Here is a 13,277-nt window from a genome sequence, read left to right as displayed (position 1 = left end):
AAAAATCACCTACACAATTCTCTTAAATTTCTTTTCCAGTTCCCGTTTCGAGAGGGAAATGATCGTCGGCCGGCCGTGCGGGCAGTGATACGGATCTTCGAGCGCCAAAAGCTCGGCAATGAGCTGCTCAGCCTCTGCATAGGAAAGATGATTGTTGCCCTTTACGGCGGCCTTGCACGACATTGTCGCCAGACGGTCTTTTAAAATCTCCAGCGGCTTTTCGCGGACCTCCTCAAGATTGTCGAGAATCTCGATAAACAGCTCCTCCGTCGCAATACCGTACAGGTTGTGCGGCACGGCGTTGATCGCATAGTCTTTTCCGCCGAACGGGGAAATTTCGTAGCCGAAGGACTGGAAAACGTCCATGTAACGGGTCACAAGATCCGCTTCCTGCGGCGTTAAGGAGACGATCAGCGGAGGACTCACCATCTGGGAGGTGACGTTCTTTTCCCGGTAATTTTTCATCATCCGCTCGAACAGTACCTTTTCGTGCGCGGCATGCTGATCGATGATGTAGAGATTCTCGCCGTACTGAATCAGCCAGTACGTATCGAAAACCTGGCCGATGATGCGGTGCGATTTCTCTGCCTCCGGGGTAAGAAACTGCTCATCAAAGAGCTGCATCTGGCCTTCTGGCTCAGGCGAAGCAGATGCAGATGAGGATTCTTCCGGCATGGAAGATACCGTTGGAGCTGCATCTGGCTCCTGCTGATGCTGTATTGCGTCCGCGTTTGAGAGGTCTGCCGTCTTTGGCACGTTTCCTGCACCCGGCTCAAACAGTTCTTCCTCTTCCCGCGTCATTCCCGTCATCTGCTGAACCGGCACATACGTTTTCGCTGCGCGGTATCCATTTCGTTCCACCTCCGGGAAAATTGGCATTCTTCTGCTCTGGCTGGAAACCGGCTCCACCGGAAGGGACTGCCGTGCAAAGCCTTCTTTTACCTGCCGTTTCTGCTCGAACGGTTCCGGAACAACAATCTGTTCTTTCCGTGCCGCTTTTTCCTCTGCTTTCCGTTCCCTGTCGGAAGAAAGCGAAACCTTCACAATCTGCTCCCTGTGATTCAGCGCATCCGAGATCATATCACGCATCTGGCGGTAAATCTCCTCCTGATGGGAAAAACGAAGCTCCATCTTCGTCGGATGCACATTGACATCCACCGCCTCTCCATCCATCTGGACATAGAACAGCGTAAACGGATATTTATGCTGCATCATCGATGTCTGATATCCGTCCTCAATCGCACGGGCGAGCAGCTTGCTCCGCACATACCGTCCATTCACGTAATAATTTTCAAAATTCCGGTTTCCCCTCGAGATCACCGGTTTTCCAATAAAACCATCAATCGTCATCAGCGGGCTTTCCGAGTGAATCTCGATCAGCTCCCGCGCGATGTCGCGGCCGTAAATATTATAGACCAGTTCTTTTAAATTCCGGTTGCCGCTTGTATGAAGCTTCACCTGCGAATTGACCATGTATTTAAACGAAATGCCCGGATGGGACAGAGCGAGCTGCTCCACCACAGAAGTCACCGCATTCGCCTCCGTAACCGGCGTTTTTAAGAATTTCTGACGAGCCGGCGTGTTGTAAAAAAGATTCCGGACCAGAAAGGTTGTTCCGGTCGGGGCACCGACCTCCTCATTGGCCTTCTCCGCGCCGCCCTCAATCACATACCGCGTTCCCGTCAGCGCATCCGGCGTTTTCGTAATCATCTCGATCTGCGCAACCGCCGAGATACTCGAGAGCGCCTCGCCGCGGAAGCCAAGAGATGCAATCTGCACGAGTTCTTCCACGGAACGGATCTTGCTCGTCGCATGGCGCAGAAAAGCGAGCGGCACCTGTTCGGCCGGAATGCCGCTTCCATTGTCCGTGATCCGCACCAGCGAAATACCGCCGTCGCGGATTTCCACGGTGATCGCCGTCGCACCGGCGTCCATTGCATTTTCCACCAGCTCCTTTACCACGGAAGCCGGCCGTTCCACGACCTCACCGGCCGCAATTTTATCGATCGTATTCTGATCCAGTACTGCTATGGTAGCCATGTTGTTCCTTTCTGTTTCGGATTGATTCTAACTTATGTTCTGATCCAGTATTCCCCTATTTCCAGCGGTTTTTCACCTTTCCCTGGAAACGGTACAGGGTATTTAAAGCATCCATCGGTGTCATATTCGAGATATCAAGCTCCGAGAGCTCTTTGATGATATCATCGTCCTGCACCGTATCGAACAGCGACATCTGTGCCATATCGACCTCGTCGTAGTGAACCGGCTTTGCCTTCGGTTTCTTCTGCATGGTCAGATCCTTGACCGCAGCAGTGATATCGGCATCGCTCAGCTGCTCCACCAGCTCCTGCGCCCGGGAGAGCACTGACTCCGGCACTCCCGCAAGACGCGCTACCTGGATACCGTAGCTCTTATCTGCGCCGCCCTGTACAATTTTACGCAGGAATACGATATCGTCGCCCTTTTCCTTGACGGCAATACAGTAGTTGTGCACGCCCGGAAGCTTTCCTTCAAGCTCAGTCAGCTCATGGTAATGCGTAGCGAACAGTGTCTTTGCGCCGAGCAGCTTCGGATTCGCCACATGCTCAATCACCGCCCAGGCGATCGAAAGACCGTCGAACGTACTCGTTCCTCTTCCGATCTCATCGAGAATCAGCAGACTGTTCGAGGTTGCATTCCGAAGAATATTTGCCACCTCCGTCATCTCAACCATAAACGTACTCTGGCCGCTTGCCAGGTCATCGGATGCGCCGACACGGGTAAAGATCCGGTCCACAATACCGATGTTTGCCTTCGAAGCCGGAACAAACGAACCGATCTGTGCCATCAGCACAATGAGGGCCGTCTGGCGCATATACGTCGATTTACCGGCCATGTTCGGTCCGGTGATGACGGAAACGCGGTGGTCACCGTTGTCAAGCAGGGTATCGTTTGCGATAAACATATCGTTTGGAATCATCTTCTCGACCACTGGGTGACGGCCATCCTTGATATCAATCTTTCCTCGGCTGTTCAGCTTCGGACGCACATAGTGATTGTGCTCGGCAACGTAGGAAAGTGATGCATACACATCGAGCCGTGCCAGAGCCTGCGCCGTGCGCTGAATCCGCTCCGCCTCACCGGCAACCGTATCGCGCACCGTACAGAAAAGATCATATTCCAGAGCGTACAGCTTGTCCTCTGCGCCAAGAATCGTATCTTCCAACTCCTTCAGACGCGGTGTGATGTAGCGCTCGGCGTTCGTCAGCGTCTGTTTTCTGGTATAGTAATCCGGTACAAGGTCTTTAAACGAGTTCGTAACTTCCAGATAATAGCCAAATACCTTGTTGTACTTGACCTTCATGTTTTTGATACCGGTTTTCTCCCGCTCACTCGCCTCAAGTTCACTCAGCCACTGCTTTCCTTCTGTCTTTGCATGGCGGTAATTATCGACCATCTCGTTGTAGCCGTCTTTGATCATACCGCCGTCGCGCATCAGATACGGCGGATCATCGACGATAGCTGCATCGACAAGCTGATAGAGATCCTCGAGCGGGTCCAGATCCTCCTGAACCTGCGCCAGTGCGCCGCCCTCAAACGAATTTAAAAGCTGTTTGATGTAAGGCAGCATCTGCAGCGATGATTTAAAGGCGATCAGGTCACGCGGGTTAGCAGACTGGTAACTGATTCTTCCGACGAGACGCTCCAGGTCATAGACCGGGCGGAGATATTCGCGGATTTCCTCGCGGATCATTGCCTGGCTGGTCAGGGCTTCCACTGCATCGAGCCGTGCGTTGATTTCCTCCTCGTCGATCAATGGCTGCTCTACGTAGCTTCGCAGAAGACGTGCGCCCATCGCCGTGCGGGTTTTATCGAGAACCCAGAGCAGGGAGCCGCGTTTCTGCTTCTCCCGCAGCGTTTCCACAAGTTCAAGATTCCGGCGGCTGGAGCTGTCGATCAGCATATATTTGTCTGTCACATACGGTGTAATCGAATTCATGTGAGACAGATCCGATTTCTGTGTCTCATGCAGATATTGGAACAGCGCACCGGCTGCAATTGTTCCGCAGTTGTAATCGGCGATGCCAAGGCCTTCCATCGTAGCAGCATGGAACTGTTCCTGCAGTGTACGGCGGCAGATGTCATCATCGAAATACCAGTCTTCCAATGCATTCACGCAGATATGAAGGCGGGTCCGGAGATCCTCCACATCGATCCCGCAGAGCAGGAACGACTGATTGCAGATGATTTCCGCCGGCATAAACTTCGTGATCTCATCCACCAGGCGGCGCGGCTTGTCCATTTCCGTGACGAGGCACTGGCCGGTCGAGATATCTGCTGTAGAGATACCGAAGCATCCCTCCATGCAGACGATCGACATGATGTAGTTGTTCTTCGTCTCATCAAGTCCCTGCGGGATCAGCGTCGTACCCGGTGTGACAACGCGGATGACTTCGCGCTTTACCATGCCCTTTGCCTGTTTCGGGTCCTCCATCTGCTCGCAGATCGCAACCTTATGGCCGTTCTCTACAAGACGGTTGATATACCCTTCTGCAGCGTGATACGGGATACCGCACATCGGAGCGCGCTCCTCCATGCCGCAGTCCTTTCCGGTCAGCGTAAGCTCAAGTTCTTTGGATACCAGGGTGGCATCCTCGAAGAACATTTCGTAGAAATCACCTAAGCGGTAAAACAAAATGGTATTAGCCGGGTCAGTCAAGCCCGTCTTCGTCTGGCAATAATGTACCATCATAGGCGAAAGCTTCTCACACTGATCCAGCGCATCCTGTGCTGTCACAGGCCGCGTGGACATCAGTGCCGGCGCTTTTACCGCTGTGTTTTTTGTTTCTGTATCGTTCATTTGTATTTCATACCTTTTCTCAAAAATAAATATAAGAAGTATAACAAACGTCATACCTGCACAATTTTAGCATGAAACCAGAAATTGTGCAAGATTCACAAGCGTATAAAATGCCCCCTTCCTGTCAGTGGTTTTTTCTCAAAACCAGCCGTCCAGGAAGCGAGCATTCCCTTTAATTTTTCTTTTTTTGTCTCCATTTTGAGAAAGACGAACCAATCAACAGGATCAGCACAAAAACAACGGCAACCGTTTCATAAATCTGCACGCCGGTGTTGACAGGATTGTCGTCAATTGAGCGGTAATCGCGCTCCAGACGCCACAGCATCGCCATCCGGTCCATGAAATCAATCTGCCGCGCGCCGTCCGTCTCGGTCTTAAAGACGGCACAGTAAAGATTCGTGTACCACTGGTCAAGAAGACTGACCCCTGATCGCCCGATCTTTCCGCTGCCGATCTCCTCGTCATTTTCATCATACAGAATCCTGCCGCTTCTCGAACTCTGGTAATCGAGCGGCGTTTCATCTACATCAAGGAAAATCAGTCTTGTATCTTTTCCATAGGAGGTATCCACATACTGCTCCTGCGCATAGCCAAGACACGTACCGGATGCGTCGTAATAGCCGTACGTCGTGCCGGAGCCTTCTCTGTCATTGATGGGCTCATCCTCCACATAGTCAATCGAAAACCACTCCTCATCGTTGATATAGACCGTATTCTTCTGAAGATAGCCCGCCACTTTTCCGTCTGCCACAATCTTCGTCTTTCGTTTACTTCCATACAGGTCAAAGTAGATTTCTATGGTTTCTGCCGATGTAAGCGCCTCTTTTGCCTCATCCGCAGTTGCAAACTCAGATTCCGGCACTTTTTCTTTTCCGCAGCCGCCAAGCACCAGAGCGGCGGCAAGAAAAAGACCAGCGGCTGTATATATTCTCTTTTTCAACTGCCTTTTTCCTCCGCCTTACTTGTTATCCTTGTAATACTCATTTGCCTCATCGTACATCATATCGAGCAAGGCGTATTTATCCTGGAAATCCATCACCTGCGTACCGTTATCCTCCAGGTTCACATAGAGATTGCACTGTGAACCGGACCAGTCCATCTCTTTTTTCGCAGAACCGATCACCGTTCCGCCCTCTGTATAAATGGTATGTCCATCCTCTGATGCGTAATATGGTTTTTCGTTCAGATCTGCATCGAGAAAAATAATGTAATACGCTTCCGGCATCTGATCCGGTGTCGTCACGCGCTCCTGTGCATAGCCAAGCAGGTTGTTGTCCGGATCATAGAATGCATAGGTAGTAGCGGATTTTGTCATCTTATTGATTTCTTCGTCCGTCACAATTTTCATATGGAACCATTCTTCGCCGGAAATAGAGATCGTCCAGGTCTGATCAAAGAGACCGCTGTTTTTCATATACGCGGCAGCCTTTTCATCCGCATAAATGTTTCCCGAAGCGTCAACGTTATCCAGATCACAGCGCATGCGGACGGACGAAGCCGATGCAAGGGCTTCTTTTGCCACATCCGCGTTTTCATACCCTAACTTTTCTTCTGCCGCCGAGCAGCCGCACAGAAGCAGAAGTCCTGCTGTAAAACCTAAAAACAATTTTGTCGTTTTTCTCATAGATTCCCCTCTCTTTCTTTTGTCAGGACCGATTGGAAAGACCGCCGTCCTTGTCGCGTGCCAGTTCTCTTGCCGCCATCACAGCGAGTGCGGTCAGCTGCGGCAGATATTTTGCATCGTAGACAATCAGAAACGCATTGTCGAACATGATGTTTCCGACGGTAAGATCCATATTGTCGACGATGGCGCCGATCATAGTTCCGTTCAGTTTTACCGAGTAATTGTGGCCGATGGAGCCGGCGTATTCCCGGAGTTCCAGTTTTCCCTCCGGCAGTTCCATCGAGAACTGATCCCGTACGAGTGCAAACTGCTTTTTCAACACACCATACGGCTCGCCGTACAGATAAAAACGGTACGTCGGCAGCGCGTGGAGCAGTTCCTTCGTCATACGGAAGATTTCGGTGTGCATCGCATCGTAGATATAAAATGTTTTCAGCGGCACGGTGCTGTCGATCTCGTAAACCAGGTTTCCGTCTGTATCCTCCAGATCGAAATGCTGGCCCGTCAGGCGGTAATCCTCCGTGAAGGTGTAAATCTGGGACGCCGAAATCTTCTGAAACGGCTGTACCGTTCCGGTTTTGACGAAATGCTCCAGATTCGCTTTTAATTCGCTCTGGAACATCATCAGATCGGAATGGTAGCTTAGATGGTCTGCGAGGTTCTCTGCAACATCTTCATGAATCGGATACACGGGTGTGGTGAGTTTCTTTTTGATAAAGCCTTCGATGAAGGAATATCCCAAATAACCGACATGACCGTCTTTGGTCAGCCAGAAGTAGAGATATTCTCCCTTGGCGTCCGGTCCGAAAACGTGTGCTTTCTGCCGCATCGTGTAGAATTTTGCAAGCCATGCAGAACCGAACGGTGTATCGACGTTCTTGTAAGCCTCATAAAATTCTTCGATTTTCCGCGGCTTCTCCATGGAGATCATGGCAATCATATCCGTCATGGAATTGTAGCTCTCCGGGGTTGCCATGGACCAGATGGCAATGCCGAAAATCAGGACAACCGTGGCGATGGTGAGTGTGATCGTCTCTCCGTAGCCGACCGCCATCAGATAGATGCCCAGCAGCGTGACAGCGCCGCCTGCGATGCGGAATTTCCATTTTCTCTTTTTCAACTGAATACCGCCTCCTCTCTTTTCGTTACTTTTATTGTACTTGCTCCCCTTTTTTGTGTCAATTGAAACTCGCTCCTCCGCTCTATTTTGTTCTGCCTGGCGGGACAAAGAAAGCGTGTCGGCGCATCTTTTTTTGTCAGAATGCATCCGGCACGCTTTGTTTCAAAAATTTAATGAACGAAAAGAAATTATGAAATTAGAATCACGCGTCCCGTTTCTGCCATAGTTCGGTGGGAAATGGAAATTACGGTACGGTTTTTGGAAACCCTTTGCAATGCATTTAATACCATTTTTTCCGTCTCTGCATCAAGGTTTGCGGTAATCTCATCGAGGAGCAGAATTTCAGGCTCCGCTGCGGCTGCACGGGCAATCGAGAGGAGCTGCCACTGACCCTGTGAGAAGAGATCCTGTGTACAGATCGTATCATATTGGTCCGGAAGCGCCTCGATGGTCTTTGCAAGTCCGGTCAGCTCTGCTGCTTTTTTTACATCTGTATCCGAAATCTTTGCATCATACAAAGTAATCTGGTCTTTTACCGATCCCGGCACCATGTGGAACGACTGCTCCACATAGCCGAAAACCTTTCGTTTCTTTGCATCCGGCAGATCGACAGATGGAACGCCCCAAATCAGAATCTTTCCTTTCTGTGGCTCATATAAACCGAGCAGCAGTTTGAAAATGGTACTCTTTCCGGCACCTGTTCGTCCCGAAAGTGTTACCCGCTCGCCTTTTTTGATCTGCAGACTTACATCGTTTAAGATGACCTGGCTTTCGTCATATCCAAACGTCACATTTTTTAACTCAGCCGCCATGCCGTAATCTGTATTTGCAGTCAGCGCAGCCGGCTCTTTCTTCTCTTTCAGGCTGTAAAATTCATTGATTCTTTCCATACCGGCAAACGCAGACTGAATTGTCTGGATTTCCATACCAAGGCTTTCGACCGGAGCAAAGATCTGGGAAATATAGTTTATAACAGCAACGGCGGTTCCGGCGGACATGCCGAACAGCTTTAAAACGATCGGATTGCCGGAGGCCGAAAGCAGCATGACACCAGCAACAACAATGGCATTTAAAATCAGGATGACCGGAGAATAGACGGCATCGTAAAAATTGGTCTTCTCCATTGCGCTGTAGCTGTCATCAATATAGTGCGCATACTGCTGCTCCATATACGTCTCTTTCTGCAGACAGTGGATGGTACGGATGTTGTGCAGCGTCTCTGGAACGTGACCCGAAGCACGGCTGACTGCACGGCGGTTGGCAATCTGGGAGGCCAGCATGTTTTTCTGGATGTAACGGGTAAAGAGGAACAGAACAGGGAGTAAAATAATCAGAACAATCGTAAGTCCACGATTAGTCACCCAGATGACGGCAAGAATGCTTAAGATTTTGCACGCATCGGCAAACATACTGATGATCCCGGAGGTAAACAGGTTTTCCACTGTGTCGACGTCACCGACAAATCTTGATACGAGAGCGCCCGGCTCCTGGCGGTTCAGCTCGTTGGCGGATAGGCGTCCGAACTTTTCCATCAGACTGCTTCGGAGTGCATGTGTAATTTTCTGGCCGAATACCGTCAGAAGACTCTCTCGTGCCGACTCCAGAAGACCCGTCAGGGCAAGAAGTCCGAAATACAGCAGAATTCCTTCCATCCAGAGGGTATGCTTATTTGTCAAAAGGTCAATCAGCTGTGCCAGCACAAGAGGCGGGAGCAGTGCGAAAATAACCGCACCGCAGACGACTCCCAAAAGTACGGCTGATAAAACGCCGTGTTTTCGAACGGTTTCTTTGATTACCCGCAATACAGATTCTTTCTTTTGCATCAAAAGCTGCCTCCCTTCCTCTGATTGCTGCAGAGCTTTGCGTAAGACGGAACTGTTGCAAGGAGTTCCTCATGTGTGCCGACTTTCGTATGGCACTCATCCATCCAGATGACCTGATCCATCTGGTCGAACAGATAGAGGCGATGGGAAATGAGGATTATAATAGAGTCTTTTGCCAGCTCCTTTAAATTTACAAAAATTTGTGCCTCCGTCTCTTTGTCGAGTGCCGAAAACGGATCGTCGAGAACCAGAACCGGCCGTTTGTGGTACAGGGTTCGCGCAAAGGCAAGGCGCTGCGCCTGACCACCGGAGAGGCGGATACCGCCCGTTCCGACCAGAGTATGGATTCCGTTTTCCATTGCTTTCACTTCATCTTCCAGGCAGACGACTCGGATCATCTCCTCTGCGCCCTCTTTTCCCCCGAGACGGATATTCTCTTCCACGCTTCCATGGAACAGCTCCGGGTCATGGCCAAGATAACCGACCATGCGGTTCCGGTCTGCTTTTTCCATTTTTCCAAGTTCTTTTCCGCCGAAGGTGATGCTTCCCTCATACGGCGACTCGCAGAGAAAAGTCTTTCCAAGCGTTGACTTTCCGCATGCGACAGGTCCCGTTACACCGATGATCTGGCCAGGAGCCGCCTGAAACGACAGGTCATGGATGATCTCTTTTCCGTTTGGATAGGCAAAATGCAGGTGATCGACGTTAAGCTCTGCAGGTGCTGCGGCCGGAAGCTCCGGTTCGGCTTTCGAATTTTGCAACAGAGGTTTGATTCGTTTCCAGGAAACCTGCGCTTTATGTACCGCATTAAAAAGCTTTGCTGCGCTCGATGATTTGGTGGCAAGCTTCGTGTAGCAGGACAAAAATGTGATAAATACAGCAATGGTCCACGGTGTCCAACCCTCATGCAGGACGTTTCTGCCTCCAAAATACAGGATAAACAGAATGCTCGTCATCGAGATCATATGGTAAATCGGCGGCATAGCTGTGTTCCAGATATTGGCGCGCACAGCGGCAGATTCGTAAGCCGAAAGATTCTCCTCATAAGCGGCCTTTCTGTCCTCCTCGCAGCCAAAGACACGATAGGTGATCGCGTTTGCCGCACGGTCCAGGGTTGCGGCACTTAAAGCACCCGACTGCACCTTATAGGCGGCGCCTGTTTTCTGTACAATGACCTTCATCTTTTCCGCAATCACGTAGGAAACCGGCGGGAAAATCATACAGAGAAGGGCCAGCTTCCAGTCGTACCAAAGCAGCATGCACGCATAGGCGAGAAGAGCAACACCAGTATCAAAGATTTCCGTTGTAAATTTCCGCATTCCTTCTACGCAATCGTCTACATCGAGAATGGCCTTCGTCAGTACATTTCCGGTACCTTCCGCTTCCAGCTCCAAACGGCTTTTGCGAACCAGCGTTCCGTAAAGAATCTGCTTCATATGCCGGTTGACGTTGTTGGCAAATCTTCTGACATAGAACCGTTTGAAATAGCGGGAAACCTGCACAATGCCAATACTCACGACATAGGCCGTGACCAGCATCAGCATCTGGTGGAAGGTTCCTGTGCCGCCGAGGAGATCAACCAGCTTTCCTGTCATTTTTCCCTCAAACCAGGGGCCTGCAAGAAGTCCCAGGTTATAGATGAGACCGGAAACCGCAACAAAGAAGAGAGTTTTCCATTCTTCCTGAAAGTAAGAGAGTACCCGGTTCGGGCGAAAGGATTCATCCTTCATCGCCGCTGCCTCCTTCTGCTGTTGTTTTTATTGATTTATCTGCTTTTTCCCTTAAAATTTTTGAAAGTTCCGCAAAATGATTCTGCCGTTCTTTTTTCGATTTCCAGTACAGCTTGTCCAGTGTTTCGCAGAAGCTCTCTGCCTCTTTTTCCGGAAGCTCTGTAAGCAGCCATTCGTAAAAGAATGTTTCAATTTCCGCTTTGGAATTTTTCAAGGATTCTGCTTTTTCCGTAGCATACAGAAGCTGGCTTCTGCCGTCCCACGGATTCGGTTTCCGGATCAGATATCCCTTTGTCTCAAGGCTTGCAGCGCGCCTTGCAGCGGCTCCTTTATCAATCTTTAACTGTTCGCGCACTTCCGTCTGGGTGATGCCCGGATGATGGCGCACCAGATGGATAAAGTCAAATTCTGCCGTACCGATGCCTTCTTCTTTCATTGCCTGCATCGTAAATTTCCCGGCTTCCCGCGCTATTTTTGTTATTTTCCGTTCTGTTGGATCCATTTTTCTGTTCCTCCTGTCCATTCTCGATCTGTTTCAAATAGATGCATATACAACTAATTAGATGATAGTACAACTAATTGAAATTGTCAATCTCTAGATCTTATGGTTGACGAAGTATCGTCCGAACTTTATAATAGAAGTATTCGGCTGTTAAAAACAGTCAGTCTATCAATAAGGAGATGTATCTTATATGGAAAAGAAACATACGCGCGGCAGCTTTACCGGATCGATCGGCTTCGTGCTTGCTGCCGCAGGAAGCGCGGTTGGACTGGGAAATATCTGGCGTTTCCCTTATCTTGCCGCAAAAGACGGAGGCGGAACCTTTATTTTAGTTTATATCGTACTGGCTCTGACCTTTGGATTTACCCTGCTGACAACTGATATTGCCATCGGAAGAAAAACCGGACAAAGTCCGCTTGTCGCTTACGGTAAAATTCACCCGGGCTGGAACGGTCTTGGCCTTCTCGCCAGTATCGTGCCGGTTGTCATCCTGCCTTACTACTGCTCCATTGGCGGCTGGGTATTAAAATACCTGTCTGTGTTTATCACCGGACAGGGCGCTGCCGCTGCCGAAGATGGTTACTTTACCGGCTATATTACCGGTACATGGCAGCCGATTGTGTGGTTAGGAATCTATCTTTTTCTTACCGCATTCGTTGTATATCGTGGTGTCAATAAGGGAATTGAAAACTACAGCAAAATTCTGATGCCGATCCTTCTGATTTTAATCATCGGAATTTCCATTTTTTCGCTGACACTGACCCATACCGATGCAGACGGTGTAGTCCGTACGGGACTGCAGGGTATGAAAATTTATCTCGTTCCGAATTTTAAAGGAATGACGCTGCAGAAATTTTTCACCGTCTTTGTCGATGCACTCGGACAGCTTTTCTTTTCGATCAGCGTTGCGATGGGTATCATGGTTGCCTACGGTTCCTACGTAAAAAAAGAAACAAACCTGATGAAATCGATCAATCAGATTGAGATTTTTGACACCATCGTTGCGCTGCTTGCCGGTTTGATGATCGTTCCTGCTGTATTTACCTTTATGGGAACAGAGGGTATGTCCGCCGGCCCTGGTCTGATGTTTGTCTCCCTGCCGAAGGTCTTTCAGTCCATGGGAGCAGCAGGCGGTGTAATCGGAACCATTTTCTTTCTTATGGTCTCCTTTGCAGCCATTACATCTTCCGTATCGGTCATGGAGTCCATTGTTTCCTGTATGATCGACAAATTTCACATCAGCAGAAAGAAGAGCACTGTGATTGTAACCGTTTATGCGTGCCTCGTCGGTATCATCGTATGCCTCGGCTACAATGCGCTTTATTTTGAACTGAAGCTTCCAAATGGCGCAACGGCTCAGATCCTGGATGTCATGGATTTTATCAGCAATAACCTTCTGATGCCGCTCGTTGCACTTCTTTCCTGTATTCTGATCGGATGGGTTGTAAAGCCGCAGGTCATCATCGATGAGGTGACGCTGGGAGGATATAAGTTCGGTCGAAAGAGGCTGTATATCGTCATGGTGAAGTTTATTGCACCCGTGCTCCTTGCCGCACTGCTGCTGCAGTCGTTCGGTATTTTAAACGTCTGATCACTGCGATACCAGATTGCTATGTGCTTTGCACTCACGCAATCTTC

The 13,277-nt window shown here is 49.8% G+C and carries 9 protein-coding genes; 1 reads left to right on the top strand and 8 read right to left on the bottom strand.

Annotation, left to right across the window (positions count from 1 at the left end):
- Window positions 1–9: 9 nt before the first annotated feature.
- The 8 genes from mutL to DW743_RS09385 all read right to left on the bottom strand — a co-directional run bounded on the left by mutL (window position 10) and on the right by DW743_RS09385 (window position 11,639).
- Complete coding sequence (gene mutL, locus DW743_RS09420; RefSeq protein ID WP_117761509.1) at window positions 10–2,040, bottom strand: DNA mismatch repair endonuclease MutL; 2,031 nt, start codon at window positions 2,038–2,040, stop codon at window positions 10–12.
- Between the two features lie 55 nt (window positions 2,041–2,095).
- On the bottom strand, window positions 2,096–4,732 hold the full coding sequence (gene mutS, locus DW743_RS09415; protein ID WP_117761548.1) for a DNA mismatch repair protein MutS: 2,637 nt from the start codon (window positions 4,730–4,732) through the stop codon (window positions 2,096–2,098).
- 280 nt (window positions 4,733–5,012) lie between these two features.
- On the bottom strand, window positions 5,013–5,780 hold the full coding sequence (locus DW743_RS09410; protein ID WP_117761510.1) for a hypothetical protein: 768 nt from the start codon (window positions 5,778–5,780) through the stop codon (window positions 5,013–5,015).
- A gap of 18 nt (window positions 5,781–5,798) precedes the next feature.
- On the bottom strand, window positions 5,799–6,464 hold the full coding sequence (locus DW743_RS09405) for a hypothetical protein (RefSeq protein ID WP_055228134.1): 666 nt from the start codon (window positions 6,462–6,464) through the stop codon (window positions 5,799–5,801).
- Window positions 6,465–6,486: 22 nt separating this feature from the next.
- On the bottom strand, window positions 6,487–7,584 hold the full coding sequence (locus DW743_RS09400; protein ID WP_117761511.1) for a hypothetical protein: 1,098 nt from the start codon (window positions 7,582–7,584) through the stop codon (window positions 6,487–6,489).
- Between the two features lie 188 nt (window positions 7,585–7,772).
- On the bottom strand, window positions 7,773–9,407 hold the full coding sequence (locus DW743_RS09395) for an ABC transporter ATP-binding protein (protein ID WP_117761512.1): 1,635 nt from the start codon (window positions 9,405–9,407) through the stop codon (window positions 7,773–7,775).
- Window positions 9,407–11,137, bottom strand: a complete 1,731-nt coding sequence (locus tag DW743_RS09390; protein WP_117761513.1) for an ABC transporter ATP-binding protein — start codon at window positions 11,135–11,137, stop codon at window positions 9,407–9,409. Before DW743_RS09390 ends, DW743_RS09395 begins: the two co-directional genes overlap by 1 nt.
- Window positions 11,127–11,639, bottom strand: a complete 513-nt coding sequence (locus DW743_RS09385) for a MarR family winged helix-turn-helix transcriptional regulator (protein WP_117761514.1) — start codon at window positions 11,637–11,639, stop codon at window positions 11,127–11,129. Before DW743_RS09385 ends, DW743_RS09390 begins: the two co-directional genes overlap by 11 nt.
- 190 nt (window positions 11,640–11,829) lie before the next feature.
- Between DW743_RS09385 and DW743_RS09380 the strand changes: the two genes are divergently transcribed.
- Complete coding sequence (locus DW743_RS09380; protein WP_117761515.1) at window positions 11,830–13,230, top strand: sodium-dependent transporter; 1,401 nt, start codon at window positions 11,830–11,832, stop codon at window positions 13,228–13,230.
- Window positions 13,231–13,277 lie beyond the last annotated feature (47 nt).

The organism is Blautia sp. AM28-27 (assembly GCF_003480905.1).
Classification (GTDB): Bacteria; Bacillota; Clostridia; order Lachnospirales; family Lachnospiraceae; genus Fusicatenibacter; species Fusicatenibacter saccharivorans.
Note: the sequence above shows the minus strand (reverse complement) of the source record. Positions and strands in the feature narration are given on the sequence as shown.